The organism is Marinitoga okinawensis (assembly GCF_055387075.1).
Genome location: NZ_AP042422.1, coordinates 26228 through 48158, shown reverse-complemented (window position 1 = coordinate 48158; position 21931 = coordinate 26228). Strand labels below are relative to the sequence as shown.

Genomic DNA, 21931 nt, shown 5'->3' with positions numbered 1-21931 from the left:
TTTTCACTCCTATGAAAAAATTAATTTTTATTCAAAAATACTTTGTATGCATAATACGTTTCATATAAATCACCTTTTGAAGCTATTTCATATGGTGAATGCATTCCAAAAAGAGCTACTCCAGCATCAATAACACTTAATCCTTTTTCAGAGAAGAATTTAGCTATTGTTCCGCCTCCACCTTGATCTACTTTACCAAGTTCTCCAGTTTGCCAAACAACGCCTTCTTCATTAAAAATCTTTCTAATTTTCCCAAAAACTTCTGCATTTGCATCATTAGTTCCTGCTTTTCCTCTAGCACCTGTATATTTTGCAATAGCTATACCATAACCCAACCTTGCTGCATTTGCTGGATCATGAACATCTTTAAAGTTTGGATCATATCCTGCAGTAACATCTGCTGATAGTAATGTTGAATTTAATAAAGTATCGTCTATATCCAATTCGATATTAGAACTTCCTTGCAATTTTAATAATTTTTTAACAACTGTAATCCAGAAATGATGTTTTGCACCTGTATTTCCATCACTTCCTATTTCTTCTTTATCTGTTAAAAGAATAGATGCACTTCTATTTATAGGTTCCGACTCTATTAATGCAGTTAATGCTGTATATGAACAAATTCTATCGTCATGACCATATGCTGCAATTAATGATCTATCTAAACCAACATCTCTTGCTGGTAATGAAGGAACAACCTCCAATTCTGCTGAAATTAAATCTTCTTCAATAATTCCATATTTTTCATGTAAAATATTTAATATATTCAATTTTACTCCATCTTTTACTTCTTCATCATATGAAATTGAAATACTTCCTAAAAGTAAGTTTAAATCTTCTCCTTTAAATACTTCAGAAACTTCACCTTTTCTTCTATCGAGATGAGGTAATAAATCAGAAATTACAAATACTGGATCATCTTCTGCATCTCCTATAGAAACATCTACTTTTGTACCATCATCTTTTATAACAACCCCATGCAATTCAAGAGGAATATTTAACCATTGGTATTTTTTTACACCACCATAATAATGGGTTTTTGCCATAGCTATATTAGTATCTTCAATAATTGGCTCTGGTTTTAAGTCCAATCTCGGTGCGTCTAAATGTGCACCAACGATATTAATTCCATTTATTAAACTACCTTTTATTTTTATTGCAAAAATAGCTTTGCTATTATTAACATAATACACTTTATCTCCATCTTCTATTTTACCCTTTTCAAGATAAAAATCCAAAGGCTTAAATCCGTGTTTTTCTAACTCTTTTACCGTATATTCAACGGCCCTTCTTTCTGTTTTGGAATAATTGATAAATTTCTTATAACCTTTGGAATATTCATCGATAACATTTCTATCCCTTTTTTCCCACACTGTAACTTTTTTTCTCATTAATTTTTCTTGTAACTTTTTTATCTCCACAAATATCACCTCCATAATTTACTTTGCTTTCCAAATTAATTTTATCATATATTTCTTTCTTTTCAAAGTTCATAAAAAGTTTTATTATTTTAATGGTCAATAATAATGAAGATTATTTAATTTACATTATGAAAAAACAAGGTTTTAAAAATCTTATATTTTTAGTATAATAGTAATATAATAAAACATTAAAGGGGGATGAAAATATGGTGGATAAAATCGATAGAGAAATTACATTGGATTTAGTTAGGGTTACAGAAGCTGCTGCTTTAACCAGCAGTTTGCATCTTGGAATGGGTGACAAAAATGCCGTAGACCAAGCTGCTGTAGATGCTATGAGAGGTATGTTAGATTACATTGAAATAAAAGGTACGGTTATTATTGGAGAAGGTGAAAAAGATGAAGCTCCGATGTTATATATAGGTGAAAAAGTTGGAACATGGAATGATGGAGATGAGGAATTTGATATTGCTGTAGACCCAATAGATGGTACAAGGCTCGTTGCATACGGATTACCAAATGCAATTAGTGTTATGACATTAGCAGAAAAAGGTAAATTAGCTTATTTACCAACTTTTTATTCATACAAATTAGCTGTTGGACCTGAATTAAAAGGATTATTAGACATAAGAAGTAGTATTAGAGAAAATTTAAGAGTTGCTGCTGCAGCTCTTAAAGTACCCATTAGCGAATTAACTGTAGTTGTATTAAATCGAGATAGGCATAATAAGATTATTAATGAAATTAGAGAAGTTGGTGCAAGAATTAAATTAATTGGTGACGGTGATATCGCTGCAGCTATCGCCACTGCAATGCCCGAAAGTGGTGTTGATATTTATATAGGAATCGGTGGTTCCCCAGAAGCTGTTCTCGCTGCTGGTGCTTTAAGAACATTAGGTGGTGAATTACAAGTACAACTCTGGCCACAAACAGAAGAAGAAAAGAAAAAACTTATTGAAGAAGGTTGGAATATGAATAAAGTATACTATACAGAAGATTTAGCTGGTGGGGAAAATGTTATATTCTCTGCAACAGGAGTTACAGATGGAGAGTTTTTAAAAGGTGTTCATTTCTCAAAAGGTAAAGCTATCACAGAAAGTATAGTTATGCGTTCAAAGACTAGAACAATTAGAAGAATAACGACATATCATGATTTAAAATATAAAACAATAAGACTTAAATCCACAGAAGGAGATGCTAAATTATTAAACATTGACAAAAAAAGAGAGGATTATTCGGGAGGGGGTATATAAAAATGATAGCTTTCTTTACAGATTGGGGAAATGATAGTTATTATGTAGGTATATGTAAAGCTGTCATGAAAACTATTAATAAAAATGTTGAAATTATTGATGTTTTACATGATACAAAAAAATTCGATCCAAAGGTTAATGCACACATATTATATAGATTTTCAAAGGATTTCCCTGAAGGAACAATATTCTTAAGTGTGATAGATGCAGGAGTTGGTAGTAATAGAAAACCTATAATCTTAAAATCAAAAAGCAGAAACTTCTATTTTGTCGCGCCAGATAATGGCCTTTTAACCTTAGTTGCAGAAGAATACGGGATAGATAAATTAATTGAAATTAATAATGAAAAATATTACTTTAGAAAAAGCTATTCTACTACGTTTCATGGAAGAGATATCTTTTCACCCATTGCTGCATATCTCTCAAAAGGTATCCCTATAGAAGAGTTTGGGCAAGAAATTAATTCTATTAATTTATTCAGATATAAAAGTCCAGAAATAAAAGATGATTCCATTGAAGGAGAAATTATATTTTTTGATACCTTTGGAAATATACAAACTAATATACCAGCGGAATTAGGTGACACATTATTTAAAAAAGATGATAAAATTAATATTCATTATGCAAACAAAAAAGTACAAGCATATTATGAAAGAGTTTTCTCTGATGTATTACCAGGGGAATTATTGATTCATCCAGAAAGCTCTGGCTTTTTAGAAATAGCTGTTAATCAAGGAAGCGCAAAAGAAATGCTAGAATTAGATAATGAAGGAGTGGAAATCATATTAAGCAAAGAAAATTATTAGGTTGGGATTTATCAGAAAAAATTTCTATTATTCATACCATTATTTTAATTATACTTTTCTATATATTCCATATTTTTAATTATTGGTACATAATACCAATAAATTTTGTTGTACTTTACTTCATAATTGACATATTCATAGAAAAGCGTTTAAGACGTATTTTACATAAAGGAAATGCATATAATAACAAATATTATAACTTAGAATATTCTGGATTATTTCGTGAATTAGATGAAATGATAAGAACATACGCGATATTATTATCAAAAGAAAGAGAAGGATTAAAAGATTATTATGATAAATTCAATGCCATTTTTGACAGCATAGGTTCCGGACTATTAGTATTTGATGAAAATGGTATCTTACAAAGATCAAATAAAAAAGCCAAAGAAATATTTTATACAGTACCTTTAAAATATGGAATGCAACTGTCGAAGATATTCATAAAAAGTGGAATAAAATCAACACTTGAGTCTGGAATATATGAAGTATATTCTAAAAAGCTCAGAAAAAATCTCCAATTTATAGTTACCAAAAAAAGTCATTTTACAATAGTTGCTGTAAATGATATAACAAAGTATAAGAAATTAAAGAAAAATCTTGAAAGCGCAAGACATTTTGCAAGAATGGGTGAAATTTTAGCTGATGCTGCTCACGGATTAAAAACTCCAGTTGCTCGATTAAAAATGACATTTCAAATGTATGAAATTACAAAAGATGAAGAATATCTAACACAATTAAATCAAGAAATAGATAATATACAAAGAATAATACAAGAAACATTGGATTTATTCAAAATTTCAGAAGAAAAAACAGAATTTAATTTAAATATATTAATAGATGAGATAATCTCTAATTTTAAGGATAATTATCCAGATATATCATTTAAAATACAAAACAAAGCATATGTTAATATAATAAGCGATAAATGGTTATTCAAATCAGCTATATTTAATATAATACAAAATTCTGTCGATGCAGTCTTAATGAAAAAAGACAAAAGCTGTATAATGGTAAAAATTCTAGAAAAGAAAAAGAACTATAAGATAATATTTGCTGATAATGGAATTGGAATGAATAATACAGAAAAAGAGAAGTTTTTAAAACCGTTTTTTACAACAAAAGAAAACGGAACAGGATTAGGAACAGTATTTTTAGAAAGATTTATTATTTTCCAAAATGCAAAATTAAAAATTAATTCTATAAAAAATAAAGGTACAATATTATCTATAATTTTAGAAAAATAAAAAAGTCCAGCTTGCGCTGGACTTTTTATGGCTCCGGCGGAGGGATTCGAACCCCCAGCCTAGTGGTTAACAGCCACCCGCTCTACCGTTGAGCTACGCCGGAATAACCAAGATATATTATAACATAAGAAACATTATAAATCAAGAAAATTTTTCGCTACTAAATTGTTAATTTTATCTATACCGATATTCTAATTTACTTTATATTAAAATATTCTAAGATAGAATTAGCAATAATTTTTGCAAAAAGATCAACATATTTTCCAGATATAAAATTAACCTCAACAGTTGGGTTAGATAAAAACTCCAATTCAAAAAGAACAGCAGGACATTTTGTATAAGCTAAAACAGCAAATTCAGCCGCTTTTATATTTCTAAACGGAATTTTATTCTCTTTCACATGTTTTTCTAAAAGGCTTGCCATTTTCTTACTTTCTGGTATAGAATTCTTCTTTTCAACAACCCTCGATTGTATAATATCCTTATTATCATCCATATCTAAATTTTCTTTTCTAGCGATTTTTCTAGCATATTTGTCATTAGAAAAAGAGAAATAATAAATTTCAGATCCTCTGATACTTCTATTTTCTAAATATGAATTCAAATGAATGCTAATAAATAAATCTGCATGTAAATCATTTGCTATTTTCGCTCTGTTATAAAGCTCAACAAACTTATCTGTATCCCTTGTTAAATACACATTTATTGGTTTATCTTTTAATAATTCCCTTGTCTTTAATGCAACTTTTAAAGCCATATCTTTTTCTTTAGTTCCAAGATATCCCAAAGTTCCAGGATCAAAATCACCATGACCAGGATCAAGAACTACTACAGGTTTTGTGAATTTCTCTTTCATTTCCACATCAATGATAATTCGTCCATCCTCTTCTATTTTTGTATATTTTTTTGCTTCTCCACCTAAGGTTATCGTTATCCATATTTCCTTTTGTGAATGTTGCATGGCTTTTATTTGACTTAAAAACTTATTGCTATATGTCTTAGAAAAAGAAACCTCAGGTATTTCAACTCCATATACTTTAATTAAATAACCTGGAACAGCTGTTAATTTATAAACCTCAAATTTTTCTGGTTTTGATGTAAATTCCATAATAATTCTCAGTTTATCCTTCATTAAAAAACCGTCAATACTCTTTAATTTAGCTAATCTGAAATTCAAATAATATCCTTTAGAATTTTGAAAAAACTCTAAATTAGCTAACTTTGCTAATAAATTCAAACTTACATAATATTTTTTATTCATATATATATATTCATCATTATCTATACTAATACTTTCAGAAGAATTAATAATTGCAACACCAGCTTTTGGAAAAACAACAGCAGACCATGTATCATCATATTTTATGATAAATAAATTTTCTGATGTCCCCATAATACTATATCCAATTTTCTCCAAATAAGAAATATTGAGAAAAACATTATTATTTTTCTCAATATAATTATTACTATCAACTTTTTTCCATTGAAGAAAAAGATCCTTGGAAAACATCATTGATATTAACAATATAAAAACAATAAAAATAAAATTTCTTCTCATTCTCAATTACCACCCATATACTTCTTTTTTATTGGAACATGTGCATATCTAAATGAAGGTAATAATTCCAATGGATTAATAGATTTTTCTGCTAATGTTCTCACTTCAAAATGGACATGTGGCCCTGTTGATATTCCAGTAGATCCAACCCTACCAATCAATTCGCCTTTTTTAACTATACTTCCAGGTACAGCTAAAGCTTTGGACATATGTGCAAAAATATAATAATGGCTGCCAGCTTTAATTTTCACATATATACCATATCCTCTGTCTTTTTTTACTTCAACAACCTTACCTGTAACGGCTGATAAAATTGGTAATCCCTCACTCAAAGCTATATCAATACCAGAATGAAATCTTTTATCATGATATATTGGATGTATTCTCCAGCCATATAATGAAGTTAATTCTCCCCAAACCGGCCATGACACATCTACATTTTTATTAAAACTCAATCCAATATATTCATACGGAATTTCTAATTTTTGTCCAATATATAACAAATTAGGATTTGTTATATTATTATACTCAGCAATCAAACTGGCATCTGAAAAAAATGTTTTAGCTATATAGCTTAAACTATCTCCAGATTTCACAGAATATATATATACTGGCTTTTCTGGAATAATTAACTTCTCTCCAGCATAAATATATTTCTTATAAGCAAAATCAGGATTATAATCAATAATTAAAGGCAAAGGAATATTCACCTTATAAGCTATCTTTTCTAAAGAATCACCACTTTGAATGGTATAAGTATATGTTTTCACAGAAAACATAAAAATTGGCAATAACAACACTAAGAATAAAATCCGTGCTTTCATCACTTTCCTCCTAACAATTCAACTATTTTTCCTGCTATTTCATAATTTGGTAAAACAAAATCCGCATATCCTTCTTCAACTACTGCTTTTGGCATTCCATATACTACGCATGTTTTAGGGGATTCTGCTATAATCTTACCACCATAATGTTTTATTTTAAATGCTCCTTTTGCACCATCTTTACCCATACCTGTTAAAACAGCAGCTACTATATTCCCCTTATAAATTTCTGCTGCATCATTAAACGTAAAATCTGCAGAAGGTCTTACATTGTTTATCTTATCTGATGAATCTAAATAAGTATAAACCCTTGAACCATTTGCTTTTAATCCTAAATGATAATTACCTGGTGCTATATAAACAGTATCTGGTTTCAATTCTTCATTATCTTCTGCTTCTTTTACTGTAAGTTCTGATATTTTATCTAATCTATTAGCTAATGATTTAGTAAATCCTGGAGGCATATGTTGAACAACCACCACAGGAACATTAATACCTTTTGGTAAATTAGGTATTACAGTATCTAATGACCTTGGACCACCTGTAGAAGAAGCGATTAAAACTATTTTTTGACCTCTTAAACTCAAGTTAATTTTTGGTTTTTTCACTAATCTTGGTTTTCTAATTAATTTAGCAGGATCAATTTTTGCTGCATTTCTTATTTTTTCAATTAATTCACCAGCTACACTTCTAAATGTAAAAGATACACTACCAGCTGGTTTTTGTATAAAATCGACTGCACCACTTTGTAATGCTTCTAATGTTATTTCTGAATCTTTAGAAGTTAAGCTGCTAATCATTATTATAGGAGTAGGATTTTTTTTCATTATCAACTTAACTGCTTCAAGACCATTTAATTCTGGCATTTCAACATCCATAGTTATTACATCAGGCTTTAATTCTATTGCTTTTTCTACACCTTCAAGGCCTGTTTTGGCAATTCCAACTATCTTCATATCAGGTTCTTTTTCAATTATATCTTTCAAAACCATTCTCATAAATCCTGAATCATCAACTATTAAAACTTTTATAACATTATCGGTCATTTTTTCCCCTCCCTTTAAAAACACTTCCAACAGCTATAAATATAACAAATATTATACCTATTATTATACCATATTTAGGTGACCAATTAAAAATCCTACCACCAAATATAACTGTTGCTACTACTATAGAAAAAGTTGCTGCGATTAAAACCGCAGCAGCACCTAAATCTTTTATAACTCCTACTATTTTATTATATTCAGGATGTAACAAATTCATAATATTTTCTACTAAGGTGTTAATTGTTTCAAGAATTAATACCATCATAATAGCTAAACTAATCCATAATATTTGACCTTCATCAAGATCCAAGAATAGAGCTAAGCTCATTGCGATCAACGCAAAAACTACCTGTATTTTAAAGTTTCTTTGTGTTCTAAAAACTTCAAAAAGCCCTTTAATAGCATAGGATAAGCTTTTCGAAAATTTTCTCATTGTATCTCTCTTCCATTACCATTATCTGTTTTTATCTCATATTTCTTATCAACATAATCAAAACCCATTCTTAAAGCTTTTTCATCTATCTCATAAAATCTTTCATTTACTCTTCTTTTCATTACATCAACTAACGTTTCAATTTTAACTATACCACAATTTTTTGCAATAGCTCCAAGACCTATCATATTAGCTACATTTGAATTTCCTAATTCTTCATATGCTAACTTTGAAGCAGGAATAGCTACTATCTTTTTTGTGATTCTTGCTACCGTTTGAGGTAATCTTTTTATATATGAACTATCATAAAACAAAATACCATTATTTTTTACTCTCACAAGATGAGTAAAAGCTATTTCATGCATTATATATAATATATCAAATGTTTCTGCCTTTGGATAATCAATAACTTCATCTGAATATAACACATCACAAAAAGATAATCCACCTCTAACCTGAGCTCCATAATGCTGAGATTGAACAACCCAATATCCTTCACTAACAAGCGCTTCAGCTAAAATAAGCCCCATAAGAATATTACCTTGACCACCCATACCACTAATTCTAATACTTCTTGGATCTTTTAAATTCATTTTGCAACACCACCTAATGATTCAGATAATTCTTCATATAATTCCAAATATGTTTTCTTGCTTTCATCATTATAGAATTCACCTATAACAATCTTACCTTCTATTTCTTCTTGTTTCATACTTCTTGCTTTTGATAAAGTTATAGTATTTTTTCTAAAATATTCCATAAATTGAGCTGGTTGACTCATTCCATTATATCTACCAAAATATGTATGACAATTAGACAATATTTCAACAACAGACATCCCTTTATGTTTAATAGCATTTTCTATATATTTTACACTTTGCGTATAATGATACACTGTACTCCTTGCAACATATGTTGCACCAGAAGATATTGCCATTTTCACAGGATCAAAATTATTTTCTAAATTACCATATGGTGCTGTTGAAGCAATAGCCTCATGTGGTGTTGTTGGTGAGTATTGCCCACCAGTCATACCATAAATTGTATTATTAAATAATATTACTGTCATATCCATATTTCTTCTACATGCATGGATAAAGTGATTACCACCTATGGCTAACATATCGCCATCTCCACCCATAACAACAACTTCTAAATCCGGTCTTGCTAACTTAACTCCAGTTGCAAAAGGAATAGCTCTTCCATGTAAAGTATGCAATGTGTTAAAATCCAGATACCCCGTAACCCTAGAAGAACATCCAATACCAGAAACTACAGCAACCTTATTTTTATCTAATTTAAGGTTATAAGCTGCTTCGATAAATGATTTCATTATAATACCATTACCACAACCTGGACACCAAACATTTGGTAGTCTGTCTTTTCTTACATATTCAAAATACTTTTGATTAGGCATAACACACCTCCGAATTTATTTCATCATCCTAAATTCTACACCTGTTTGTTTAAAAAATAACTTAGTTAATGCATCAGGATAATTACCACCATATATCACTTTCTTTATTCCTGCATTAATTATTAATCTTGCACAAATAGAACACGGTTGATGAGTCACATATATTGATGCACCATCTGTAGATATACCAAATTTTGCTGCTTGCATTAGGGCATTCTGTTCCGCATGTAATCCATAACATATTTCCTGATATTCACCACTTTTAATATTCAAATCATCCCTGATACATCCAATTTCATCACAATGAGGAAATCCAGATGGTGGTTGATTATATCCTGTTGCCAATATTCTTTTATTTTTCACAATAACCGCTCCAACCTTCCTATGAGTACAAGAAGACCTTTCACTAACAAGAAAGGCTATTTTCATAAAATATTGATCCCATTCCTCAGAATTATCCTTTTCAGGAAAATCCTTATTCATAAAATCTGTTATATACTTTTCCACCCTATCCTTCATATCCATGTATATTTTCCCTCACTTCTAAAATTTTTTCAAATACCATTTTTAATAAATCCAAGCTCTTTTTAGACATTCTAATCCTATCATCCACTATAATTAAGCCTGAGCCCATTTGAAAAAGAATTTTAAATTTTTTTCATTTCAGTATTCAAAGAAAAAACTACCCCCATCATTTGTAATCATTATTGTAAATGGATTATTTATATCTACCTTAGTTAAATAAAACATTACCTTAGAATCCACACTCATTTTCAATTGCAGTCCCATATAATAATCCTTTTTATTTACACTAAATGGTGTTTGAAAGCTAAATTCTGGAGAATATTCTCCATCATATAATACACCATATGCAAAATAACCAGAAATATATTTATTATCCATCACACCAATTGGAATAGTTAGTGAATATCCTAAATCTGAAATCCCTAAAACAAAAGGCAGAGTAAAGTATCTTTGTAATTGAAATCCATAATTTGAAATACCATTACCAGAACCTGAATTATCATATGACGCAGAAAAAATAGAAGCTTTTACTACAGTTGGAATCAAAAATCTATCAAGACTTATTTCCCTTTTTTCACTACCGCCTTTAAACACAGATGTATATGAATATGAAAAACTTTTTGATATTAAATCATTTTTATACTTCTTTACCTTTGTTGTTAATATAATTGAATCTTTATTAAAATCATATCCAGCATTTAAATCGAAATATCTTTCTCCTGCCTTTAATTTTATTTTCTTAAAAAACACCTTTTGATATGTAAAAAATTCATTCTTATCATTATAATTTATTCCAATACCTGGCAAATTAATATCAGAAAAATTTAAAGGGTAACTCAACCATAATCCAATATTTGAACCCTCTCCAACCCCCCATATATTCTTAGAAATAGAAATATCATTTCCATTTATATCAAAATTAAATCCAAATGCTACTAAAGAAAAAACTACTATAATAATAACCATCATCGTTTTTTTCATAAAAACACCTCCGAATTTCATCTCATATATTACTATCATTATTTAACTATAATTTCCACATCTTTTTTATCAAAAGCAATAGCAACTTTTATTATTCTTTCTATCCCATAACTCTTTATTTCTTCTTCATATCCTTTTTCTTCTATTTGTTTTATTCCCTTTTCTGCACTTTCTTTTAAATCTTTATCAAAATCTATACTATATTTTTTGAATTCAAATATTATTCCTGGTTCTGTTTTTTCTTTGGGTATTAATATTACATCTGCTCTTCCATACCCTGCCTCTCTATTGCTTTTTACTATGTATTTTTTACTTAGTCCTACTACCATCCCCAGTATTAATCCATGATAAAACCTTTCTGGTTCTTCGCCACTTATATCAAAATAACTCAATGTTTCTTTTACTATTTTTTTGAATTTTATTCCAAATTCTTTGTACTTTCCCAATATTATATCCTGTATTATACTTTCAAGTTCTATTTTTGTTTCCTTTATTATTGTCACTACTGTTTTTTTGAAGAATTGTAATGTTTCTTTGTTTGTTATTCTAAGACTATATCTTGGTTCCCCTTCTTCTCCTACATGTTCTACCCAGGTTAGGTATCCTGTAAATAGAAATAATGTCCATATACTTTCTTCTGTACTTTTGTCTAAATCACCATATACTAAGTTTTCATCTATACTGCTTTCTATTGTTTTTCCTTCTATTAATTCTTCTATTTTTGTTTTTACTTCTGCTGTACTTTGTCTTATTAGTTGTTTTATTAATTCATTTCCACTGCTGTTTATCCAATAATATTTTATTTCACCCTTATTTCTTGCCAGGTTTATTATTGAATATGGATTGTATATTTCTTTCCCACCAAAATTATATCCATTATACCATTCTATTACTTTTTCTTTTTCATATTCTAATCCATAATATTTTAATGTTTCTTCTACTTCTTCCCACGTTAATCCAAATTTATCATTGAATAGTTTTCCTACTATTGTTGATACATCAAGATTATTTACTCCTGTAAATACACTTTCTTTTGCTACTCTTGTTATTCCTGTTAATACTCCTTTTTCTAAATACTCATTGTCTTTTAATGCGTTTCCTAATATATTTCCCATGAAATTTATAAATTCATTATAATATCCTTTTAAATATGATTGCTGTATTGGTGTGTCATATTCGTCTATTAATAATATTACTTTTTGTTTGTAATAACGGTATAAATATTCACTTAATTTTTTTATGCTTTCTTCAAACATTGTTTTTTCATTTGACCGTTTTTCTTCTATAGTATTTCCTTTAATTTCCTCTAATCCTAATACTCTCATATAATCTTTTTTCTCTATTTCACTTAATATATTTTTATTTAGTAGATAATTAAATTCATCATAAACATCCCTTATAATCATTTTTATTTTGGAATACATTGTTAGAAAATCATCTTGTTTAGCATCTTTAAAAGTCAAATATATAACAGGATATTTATTTAAATATTTTTCTATTATCTCTTTTTCTTTCCATATTTTTAGTCCTTCAAATAAATGTTTATTATCCTGGTCATTTCTAAAAAAATATTTCATCATACTCATATTTAATGTTTTTCCAAACCTTCTTGGTCTGGTTATTAATATTACATCTCCACTTTCTATTATCTCTTTTATCAGCATACTTTTATCTATATAATACATGTTATCTTCTATTATGCTTTTAAAGTCACTTCGTCCTATTGGTAATTTTTTCATCAGTTCCACCTCTGATTTTGCTATCTTTATTTTTTATCTACATAATAATTCACATAATTTTCGATGGTGCTTCAAAATTTGTTCTTATCAACCATATATGAATTTTTATTCCATCTTTTTCTTCTGTTATATATTCAAAATCATCTATTGAACTTAAATATACTATTAACCATCCTTCATTTAAATCTTTCCTTTTTATGTATTCTATTAATTGTTTTTTCGCTTTTTCATATTCATTTCCTGTTATATCTGCCTTTACTTCTATTAAATATTCTCCATTATTTAAATTTATTAATAAATCTGTTCTTCCTCCACCAACCTGTGTTTCTGGATATACTTTTCCTTCTGCTGCTTCTACATATAAGCTTAGAAATTGGTCTAAATTATATTGATATACTCCTTCATAGTAATTCCTTCCTTTAAACATTATTGCTCCTCTTTGTTTTATATATTTTATATATCTTCTTATTAATTTATTTAAATCTAAGTTTCCATCTTCTTTTATATATTCCCTTACTGTATCTTTTAACGTTGCCATATATTTTTTCTCACCATTTATTTGTGGTTTAAATCTGTCATATAATGCTTTGTAGTATAACGGCACTCTTACACAACATTTCCCTTCACAATTATCTATTACTCCGTTTAAATATAAGTAGTTTATCCTTTCATCATATATATTAAATTCAACGCTTCCTGGTTCAAATAATATTTTCATTACCAATTCTTTTTCTTTTTTTGCTTTGTTTATTATATTAGCTATGTTTTTATCTATATATACATACATAAAATCATTTAAAGTTTTTTCAAAATATTCTTTCGTTATAATCTTTTCATTCTTAGCTTTTTTCGCTACTAAATCATATGCTAATGCATTGGTTAATCCAGGTTGTCCTCCTGCATTATGCCAGATGAGTTCTTTTACTTCCTCTTCAAATATCTGCCCTGTTTCTTTTTCATGTTGGTTTAATAAGTCATATACCTGTTCTTTTGTAAAATATGGCACTTCCATATGTTCTGCTATATTAAATGGACTTGCATTATCTTCTAATATTCCACTTAAATATCCTACGCTTATTAGTATTACACTTCTTAATCCATATATTTCTCTGCTGTGATATATTGTTCTTATTACATGTAAAAATTGATTCATTAATCTTTCATCATCAAGCCTTTCAAATTCATCTATCATTAACACTATTTCTTTATTTTTTGTTGTATACAATTTTTCTATTGTATTTCTTATATCATCAATATTTTTTGGTGTTTTTTCAATTAATTTTTCTTCTTTATATATCTTTTTATATGATCTATTAATATCTTCTACTAATGTCTCAAGAAAATCTTTTTCATCTTTATTCATATAACTTTCAAAAGATATAAATATAGGTAAATATTTATCTTTTATCTTTTTCACTATTTCATTCAAAAATGTAGTCTTCCCTGTTTGTCTTGGTGCTGATACTGTAAAGTATCTCCAATTTTCTATATGATCAATCGCTTCTTTCATTAACTTTGTTCTTTCTATATAGTAACATGTTTTTCTATCAACAGGTCCGCTTGTACAAAATCGTCTCATCATTTCGCCTCCATAATTGAATTATATCACATTTCAGTAACGATATTTGCCAACAATTCATCAACTATTTCCATGCAAAAATTATGTTTTATACTAAATTAAAACCGGGCTTTTGCCCGGTTTTAAGTTTTTTACACAAAGTTTTTTATGATCTCTCACTTCACTATAATCTCAACATTCTTTTTATCAAAAGCTATTGCTACTTTTATTATTTTCTCTATTCCATAACTCTTTATTTCTTCTTCATATCCTTTTTCTTCTATTTGTTTTATCCCTTTTTCTGCGCTGTTTTTTAAATTACCTTCTTTTATGTAATGTTTTTTAAATTCAAATATTATTCCTGGCTCTTTTTTTTCTTTGGGTATTAATATTACATCTGCTCTTCCATATCCTGCTTCTCTATTGCTTTTTACTATGTATTTTTTACTTAGTCCCACTACCATTCCCAGTATTAATCCATGATAAAATCTTTCTGGTTCTTCTCCACTTACATCAAAATAACTTATTGTTCTTTCTACTATTCTTTTAAATGCTATTTTAAATTCTTCATAATTTTCATGTATTAATTCCATTAATATACTTTCATAATGTATTTTACTTTCTTTTATTATATCCATTACTGTTTTTTTGAAGAATTGTAATGTTTCTTTGTTTGTTATTCTAAGACTATATCTTGGTTCCCCTTCTTCTCCTACATGTTCTACCCAGGTTAGGTATCCTGTAAATAGAAATAATGTCCATATACTTTCTTCTGTACTTTTGTCTAAATCACCATATACTAAATTTTCATCTATACTGCTTTCTATTGTTTTTCCTTCTATTAATTCTTCTATTTTTGTTTTTACTTCTGCTGTACTTTGTCTTATTAATTGTTTTATTAATTCATTTCCACTGCTGTTTATCCAATAATATTTTATTTCACCCTTATTTCTTGCCAGGTTTATTATTGAATATGGATTGTATATTTCTTTCCCACCAAAATTATATCCATTATACCATTCTATTACTTTTTCTTTTTCATATTCTAATCCATAATATTTTAATGTTTCTTCTACTTCTTCCCACGTTAATCCAAATTTATCATTGAATAGTTTTCCTACTATTGTTGATACATCAAGATTATTTACTCCTGTAAATATACTTTCTTTTGCTACTCTTGTTATTCCTGTTAATACTCCTTTTTCTAAATACTCATTGTCTTTTAATGCGTTTCCTAATATATTTCCCATGAAATTTATAAATTCATTATAATATCCATTTAAATATGATTGCTGTATTTGCGTGTCATATTCGTCTATTAATAATATTACTTTTTGTTTGTAATATCGGTAGAGATATTCTGATAGATTTTTTAAACTATTCATATATTCAGTTTCATCCGCTTTTTTAAACATTATTTTATTATATATTTCTTTTTCGGGTTTATATAGCTTTTCTATAATTTTTTCATTTAAGATGTATATTTTTGTTATTTCTTCCATGATTATTCTTTTTAATAACTCTATGTTATTTGCTTTAGCATCTTTAAAAGTTAAATATATAACTGGATATTTATTTAAATATTTTTCTATTATCTCTTTTTCTTCCCATATTTTCAATCCCTCAAATAAATGTTTATTATCTTGATCATTTCTAAAAAAATTTTTCATCATACTCATATTTAATGTTTTTCCAAACCTTCTTGGTCTGGTTATTAATATTACATCTCCACTTTCTATTATTTCTTTTATCAGCATGCTTTTATCTATATAATACATGTTATCTTCTATTATGCTTTTAAAGTCACTTCGTCCTATTGGTAATCGTTTCAAATTTTTCATCGATTCCACCTCCATAATTGAATTATATCACAATTCAGTAACGATATTTGTCAATAATTCATCAACTATTCCCATGCAAAAATAATATTTTATACTACAATCGTCAGCGCTGATAAAAAATGAAATTTTTTATCAAAAAAATATTCTGCCGGCAGATATTTACAATCAAAACAAAAACATCATCAAAAATTTTTCACGGAGGTGAGACTATGGCAACTAAAGTTAATTTGGGTGACAAAGTTAGAATTTCTTTTGATTATGGTTTAGATGGTAATGGAAAGCAAATTGTAAAAAGAAAATCATTCAGCATTATTGCTGGTGCAACTGATGATCAACTATACACAGCAGCAAATAACTTTGCTTCATTATGTGAAAAATCATTAATCGAAATCGAAAAAATTGAAAACTACGAACTCCAAGCCTAACTCAAACTCTTTTGACATCATAATTATTTAATTTAATTATTCTTATTTATTTAATTTTTGTTTTTAATTCAAGTGTTCTACAAAATAATTTAAGTAAACAACTGTTTTAAGCTATATGAATGGAAGTGTATATTTTTCAATTAATATTATTTAACTTGTTTTAATAGTTCAAAACAATATTGAGTGAATACTCGAAAGTTGTCATAAAAATTTATGAATGAAAGTCGCTAAAATCACATGGATGTGATTTTAAGTGAAGCAAAATAGGATGTTTTGTCTGAACGGCGACTGAGAATGATTAAATTTTTATGATTAGCAACTGAGCGTATGAGCAAAATATGTTTTGACTATTAAAACAACCATATGAAAAAATTAAAATTAAAAATTCCAATTCCACACCGGAGGTGAGACTATGGCAAAAAAATTAAGAATGTCCTTTGTAAACACAGTAGATGGCAAAAGAAAAACAATATATTTAAATGATCCAAGACCAGACCTAACAGACACTGAAGTACAAAACGCAATGGATTCTTTCGTTGGTGTAATAGTCCCAGCAGGATATGAAAAAGACAATGCAACAATTGTTGACACAACAACCAACGAACTCTTTGACTTAATTCAATAACAAAAACCGGGCTAATGCCCGGTTCCTATAACTATCATAAAATTATTTCTATTTAATCAAAATCACAAAAGAGTGTTTGGTTCCAAAAATCCACATTAAAAACTTCTAAAAATCACTACTAAAGCATATTACAATATAGACGATAATTCATGTGAAAATAATTTAAGAATTATAATCCAATTTAATTAATTTATTACCATCCAAGAAGAGGCATTTACACAAAATTTTACATGCTACCTTTATTTCACTATAATTTCAACATTCTTCTTATCAAAAGCAATTGCTACTTTTATTATTTTCTCTATTCCATAACTCTTTATTTCTTCTTCATATCCTTTTTCTTCTATTTGTTTTATTCCCTTTTCTGCACTGTTTTTTAAATTACCTTCTTTTATGTAATGTTTTTTAAATTCAAATATTATTCCTGGCTCTTTTTTTTCTTTGGGTATTAATATTACATCTGCTCTTCCATATCCTGCTTCTCTATTGCTTTTTACTATGTATTTTTTACTTAGTCCCACTACCATTCCCAGTATTAATCCATGATAAAATCTTTCTGGTTCTTCTCCACTTACATCAAAATAACTTATTGTTCTTTCTACTATTCTTTTAAATGCTATTTTAAATTCTTCATAATTTTCATGTATTAATTCCATTAATATACTTTCATAATGTATTTTACTTTCTTTTATTATATCCATTACTGTTTTTTTGAAGAATTGTAATGTTTCTTTGTTTGTTATTCTAAGACTATATCTTGGTTCCCCTTCTTCTCCTACATGTTCTACCCAGGTTAGGTATCCTGTAAATAGAAATAATGTCCATATACTTTCTTCTGTACTTTTGTCTAAATCACCATATACTAAATTTTCATCTATACTGCTTTCTATTGTTTTTCCTTCTATTAATTCTTCTATTTTTGTTTTTACTTCTGCTGTACTTTGTCTTATTAATTGTTTTATTAATTCATTTCCACTGCTGTTTATCCAATAATATTTTATTTCACCCTTATTTCTTGCCAGGTTTATTATTGAATATGGATTGTATATTTCTTTCCCACCAAAATTATATCCATTATACCATTCTATTACTTTTTCTTTTTCATATTCTAATCCATAATACTTTAATGTTTCTTCTACTTCTTCCCACGTTAATCCAAATTTATCATTGAATAGTTTTCCTAGTATTGTTGATACATCAAGATTATTTACTCCTGTAAATATACTTTCTTTTGCTACTCTTGTTATTCCTGTTAATACTCCTTTTTCTAAATACTCATTGTCTTTTAATGCATTTCCTAATATATTTCCCATGAAATTTATAAATTCATTATAATATCCTTTTAAATATGATTGCTGTATTGGCGTGTCATATTCATCTATTAATAATATTACTTTTCGTTCGTGATGTTTATAAAGATATTCTGATAAATTTCGTAATGAATTCTCATATAGTTCATCCTCTTTTCTGATTTTTTCATCTATTGTATTTCCATCTATTTTTTCCAGTTCCAGTATTTGTTTTATATATTTTTTCTCTATTTCACTTAATTTTTCACTGTTTAATAGATAATTATGATCATCATATACTTCTTTTATCAATGTTTTCATCTTTATTTTCATTGATAATAATTCTTGTTTTTTTGCATCTTTAAAGGTCAAATATATAACAGGATATTTATTTAAATATTTTTCTATTATCTCTTTTTCTTTCCATATCTTTAGTCCTTCAAATAAATGTTTATTATCTTGATCATTCCTAAAAAAATATTTCATCATACTCATATTTAATGTTTTTCCAAACCTTCTTGGTCTGGTTATTAATATTACATCTCCGCTTTCTATTATTTCTTTTATCAGCATGCTTTTATCTATATAATACATATTATCTTCTATTATACTTTTAAAGTCACTTCGTCCTATTGGCAATCGTTTAAATTTTTTCATCGTTTCCACCTCCAAAACTATCAATTCCGCTCAAAACACTATAATATGTTCAAATCACTCTAAAGTATTTATATTTTTTCAATTATATATTCATCAATATTTCTTTTTTCTGAGTTGATATTTATTCCTATTATATATATTTCTTTTCCACTATACTTTTCATAATATTTCTTTTCTTTTATTTGTTCTATTGCTTCTTTTGCGCTTTTATCTAATTTTATTTCAAATATATATATTTTATTATTATGTTCTAATACTAAGTCACTTCTTCCAAGATTTGTTAGTTCTTCTGCTGTTACGTTTAATCCTGCTGATGCTAATATTGTATATATTAATGAATGATAATAACTTTCTCTTTTTTGATGTAAGTTATACGGTATTGCACTTATTATCCTTTTTATTTCTTCTATTATTTCTTCTATTTTATTTTTTGATAATAATTTCCATATCGTTTTATTTAATTCCTTTATCTTATCATTTTCTAAATTATAATTTGCTTCTAATATTAATTTTGAGAAACTATTTTTTACTTCAAGGTTCGGATAATCTAATATATACTCTTCTTCAAGTCCATATTTTTCTTTTCCTTTAAAGGTTAAATATCCTGCTTGTGCAAAGAATATATTCGCATTCGCATCTTCTATTTCTCTTGTTGTAAAGTCTAATGAATTTACTGTGTATTTTACTAAATCTTCGTATTCTATTTTTCTTCCTTTTACATATTCATATATAAATGATGGTGATCCACTTTCAAACCAGTAATTTTGAAATTTCTTTTTTTGGAAGAATTTTAATATTGAAAATGGATTATATACAAAGTGTTCTCCATCAAATGAGAATCCATTATAATATTTTTTCATTTCTTGTAATAGTTCTTTTTCTGTTATTTCTAATTTTTCTGCTGTTTCTTTTATATATTCTTTAAAGTAATTTTCTAGTTCTTTTTGGGTAAAACCCAAAAAATTTGAATAATTTTTATCAAAAGAAATTTTCATTAAATTATTTAAACCCGAATACACACTTTTTAGTGTGTATTCTGTTATCCCTGTGATAAAGACGAATTTTATGTATTCATCCCTTGATTTTATGGTTACATAGAAGTTCCTTAATATTTCTCTATACCTTTCTGCTTTTTCTTTGTTATTTATATTATCTAATATTGGTTTTTCATATTCATCTACCAATATTACTACTTTTCCTTTTTGAGATAATTTTATTATTAATTCATCAAATGCATATTTGTAATGTTCTGATTCTATTTCTATATTATATTTTCTTCCTTCTTCTTGTATTATTTTTAATAACCCTTCTTTTAATTCTTTTTCACTATCACTTATTGCATCTAATAAATTTATTCTTATTATTGGATATTTTTTAAATTCCCATTTGTCATATATATATGTTCCTTTAAATAATTCTTTTTCACCTTTGAATATGTAATATAATGTCGAGATGGTTAAACTTTTTCCAAATCTTCTTGGGCGAGATAAAAAATAATATTTCTCATTATCTATTAAATCAAATATATATTTTGTTTTATCTACATATATATAATTTCCTTCTATTATTTCCTTATAATCCTGTATTCCTATCGGTAATTTTTTCATCAGTTCCACCTCCATAACTGAATTATATCACAATTCAGTAACGATATTTATCAATAATTCATCAACTATTTCCATGCAAAAATAATATTTTATACTACAATCGTCAGCGCTGATAAATAATGAAATTTTTTATCCAAATCAAATTTTTCACGGAGGTGAGACTATGGCAACTAAAGTTAATTTGGGTGACAAATTAAGAATTTCTTTTGATTATGGTTTAGATGGAAATGGAAAACAAATTGTAAAAAGAAAATCATTTAGCATCATCGCTGGTGCAACTGATGATCAAGTATACACTGCAGCAAATAACTTTGCTTCATTATGTGAAAAATCATTAATCGAAATTGAAAAAATTGAAAACTACGAACTACAAGCCTAACCCAAATCAAACAAACTCTTTGATTTAATTCAATAACAAAAACCGGGCTAATGCCCGGTTCCTATAACTATCATAAAATTATTTCTATTTAATCAAAATCACAAAAGAGTGTTTATTTCCAAAAATCCACATCAAAAACTTCTAAAAATCACTACTAAAGCATATTACAATATAGACGATAATTCATATGAAAATGATTTAAGAATAATAATCCAATTTAATCAATTTATTACCATCCAAAAAGAGGCATTTACACAAAATTTTACATGTTACCGGCTCACCCGGTTTCATTATTTTCAT

Annotated in this window: 20 protein-coding genes and 1 tRNA gene; 6 read left to right on the top strand and 15 right to left on the bottom strand. The window is 27.5% G+C overall.

Features of this window, described 5'->3' with window-relative positions; translation table 11 throughout:
• Nucleotides 1-20: 20 nt before the first annotated feature.
• Complete coding sequence (locus ACZ5CK_RS00230) at nt 21-1421, bottom strand: aminopeptidase (RefSeq protein WP_464581899.1); 1401 nt, start codon at nt 1419-1421, stop codon at nt 21-23.
• A gap of 206 nt (nt 1422-1627) precedes the next feature.
• On the opposite strand from ACZ5CK_RS00230, the gene glpX reads away from it, so the two are divergent.
• The 3 genes from glpX (at nt 1628) to ACZ5CK_RS00215 (ending at nt 4727) form a co-directional block, all read left to right on the top strand.
• On the top strand, nt 1628-2674 hold the full coding sequence (gene glpX, locus ACZ5CK_RS00225) for a class II fructose-bisphosphatase (protein ID WP_464581898.1): 1047 nt from the start codon (nt 1628-1630) through the stop codon (nt 2672-2674).
• Nucleotides 2675-2676: 2 nt separating this feature from the next.
• Nucleotides 2677-3480: an SAM hydrolase/SAM-dependent halogenase family protein gene (locus tag ACZ5CK_RS00220; RefSeq protein ID WP_464581897.1), complete on the top strand. Its 804-nt coding sequence runs from the start codon at nt 2677-2679 to the stop codon at nt 3478-3480.
• Between the two features lie 236 nt (nt 3481-3716).
• Nucleotides 3717-4727, top strand: coding sequence for a sensor histidine kinase (locus ACZ5CK_RS00215; RefSeq protein WP_464581896.1), 1011 nt, complete (start codon nt 3717-3719; stop codon nt 4725-4727).
• A 28-nt stretch (nt 4728-4755) separates the two neighbouring features.
• Here ACZ5CK_RS00215 and ACZ5CK_RS00210 read toward each other — a convergent pair.
• The 12 genes from ACZ5CK_RS00210 to ACZ5CK_RS00155 form a co-directional block, all read right to left on the bottom strand.
• Nucleotides 4756-4830, bottom strand: a tRNA-Asn gene (locus tag ACZ5CK_RS00210).
• A 93-nt stretch (nt 4831-4923) separates the two neighbouring features.
• A complete protein-coding gene (locus ACZ5CK_RS00205; protein WP_464581895.1) occupies nt 4924-6285 on the bottom strand; it encodes an N-acetylmuramoyl-L-alanine amidase family protein in 1362 nt (453 codons plus the stop codon).
• Nucleotides 6286-6287: 2 nt separating this feature from the next.
• Entirely contained in the window at nt 6288-7109 is an 822-nt protein-coding gene (locus ACZ5CK_RS00200) for a M23 family metallopeptidase (RefSeq protein WP_464581894.1), read from the bottom strand.
• Nucleotides 7109-8155, bottom strand: coding sequence for a protein-glutamate methylesterase/protein-glutamine glutaminase (locus ACZ5CK_RS00195; protein WP_464581893.1), 1047 nt, complete (start codon nt 8153-8155; stop codon nt 7109-7111). Before ACZ5CK_RS00195 ends, ACZ5CK_RS00200 begins: the two co-directional genes overlap by 1 nt.
• Nucleotides 8145-8588, bottom strand: a complete 444-nt coding sequence (locus tag ACZ5CK_RS00190) for a diacylglycerol kinase family protein (protein ID WP_464581892.1) — start codon at nt 8586-8588, stop codon at nt 8145-8147. Before ACZ5CK_RS00190 ends, ACZ5CK_RS00195 begins: the two co-directional genes overlap by 11 nt.
• On the bottom strand, nt 8585-9181 hold the full coding sequence (locus tag ACZ5CK_RS00185) for a 2-oxoacid:acceptor oxidoreductase family protein (protein ID WP_464581891.1): 597 nt from the start codon (nt 9179-9181) through the stop codon (nt 8585-8587). Before ACZ5CK_RS00185 ends, ACZ5CK_RS00190 begins: the two co-directional genes overlap by 4 nt.
• Nucleotides 9178-10005 carry a 2-oxoacid:ferredoxin oxidoreductase subunit beta gene (locus ACZ5CK_RS00180; RefSeq protein ID WP_464581890.1) on the bottom strand — a complete coding sequence of 276 codons (828 nt, stop codon included), beginning with the start codon at nt 10003-10005 and terminating at the stop codon, nt 9178-9180. Before ACZ5CK_RS00180 ends, ACZ5CK_RS00185 begins: the two co-directional genes overlap by 4 nt.
• Nucleotides 10006-10020: 15 nt before the next feature.
• The gene (locus tag ACZ5CK_RS00175; RefSeq protein WP_464582994.1) at nt 10021-10524 is read right to left on the bottom strand and encodes a deoxycytidylate deaminase; all 504 of its coding nucleotides are present in this window, start codon (nt 10522-10524) and stop codon (nt 10021-10023) included.
• A gap of 144 nt (nt 10525-10668) precedes the next feature.
• Nucleotides 10669-11511, bottom strand: a complete 843-nt coding sequence (locus ACZ5CK_RS00170) for a hypothetical protein (RefSeq protein ID WP_464581889.1) — start codon at nt 11509-11511, stop codon at nt 10669-10671.
• 38 nt (nt 11512-11549) lie between these two features.
• Nucleotides 11550-13250: an AAA family ATPase gene (locus tag ACZ5CK_RS00165; protein WP_464581888.1), complete on the bottom strand. Its 1701-nt coding sequence runs from the start codon at nt 13248-13250 to the stop codon at nt 11550-11552.
• Nucleotides 13251-13299: 49 nt separating this feature from the next.
• Nucleotides 13300-14829 carry an AAA-like domain-containing protein gene (locus ACZ5CK_RS00160; RefSeq protein WP_464581887.1) on the bottom strand — a complete coding sequence of 510 codons (1530 nt, stop codon included), beginning with the start codon at nt 14827-14829 and terminating at the stop codon, nt 13300-13302.
• Nucleotides 14830-14984: 155 nt separating this feature from the next.
• Entirely contained in the window at nt 14985-16649 is a 1665-nt protein-coding gene (locus ACZ5CK_RS00155; protein WP_464581886.1) for an AAA family ATPase, read from the bottom strand.
• Between the two features lie 209 nt (nt 16650-16858).
• On the opposite strand from ACZ5CK_RS00155, the gene ACZ5CK_RS00150 reads away from it, so the two are divergent.
• Entirely contained in the window at nt 16859-17074 is a 216-nt protein-coding gene (locus tag ACZ5CK_RS00150; RefSeq protein ID WP_464581885.1) for a DUF1659 domain-containing protein, read from the top strand.
• Nucleotides 17075-17486: 412 nt separating this feature from the next.
• On the top strand, nt 17487-17699 hold the full coding sequence (locus ACZ5CK_RS00145) for a DUF2922 domain-containing protein (protein WP_464581884.1): 213 nt from the start codon (nt 17487-17489) through the stop codon (nt 17697-17699).
• A 239-nt stretch (nt 17700-17938) separates the two neighbouring features.
• Here the strand turns inward: ACZ5CK_RS00145 and ACZ5CK_RS00140 are convergent, their stop codons facing one another.
• Together ACZ5CK_RS00140 and ACZ5CK_RS00135 are read right to left on the bottom strand one after the other, a co-directional pair.
• Nucleotides 17939-19645, bottom strand: coding sequence for an AAA family ATPase (locus tag ACZ5CK_RS00140; RefSeq protein ID WP_464581883.1), 1707 nt, complete (start codon nt 19643-19645; stop codon nt 17939-17941).
• Between the two features lie 68 nt (nt 19646-19713).
• Nucleotides 19714-21252 carry an ATP-binding protein gene (locus tag ACZ5CK_RS00135; protein ID WP_464581882.1) on the bottom strand — a complete coding sequence of 513 codons (1539 nt, stop codon included), beginning with the start codon at nt 21250-21252 and terminating at the stop codon, nt 19714-19716.
• A gap of 163 nt (nt 21253-21415) precedes the next feature.
• Here ACZ5CK_RS00135 and ACZ5CK_RS00130 point away from each other — a divergent pair, with 163 nt between their 5' ends.
• Nucleotides 21416-21631 (top strand): DUF1659 domain-containing protein, encoded by a 216-nt coding sequence (locus tag ACZ5CK_RS00130; protein ID WP_464581880.1) that lies wholly within the window; start codon nt 21416-21418, stop codon nt 21629-21631.
• Nucleotides 21632-21931: the final 300 nt, after the last annotated feature.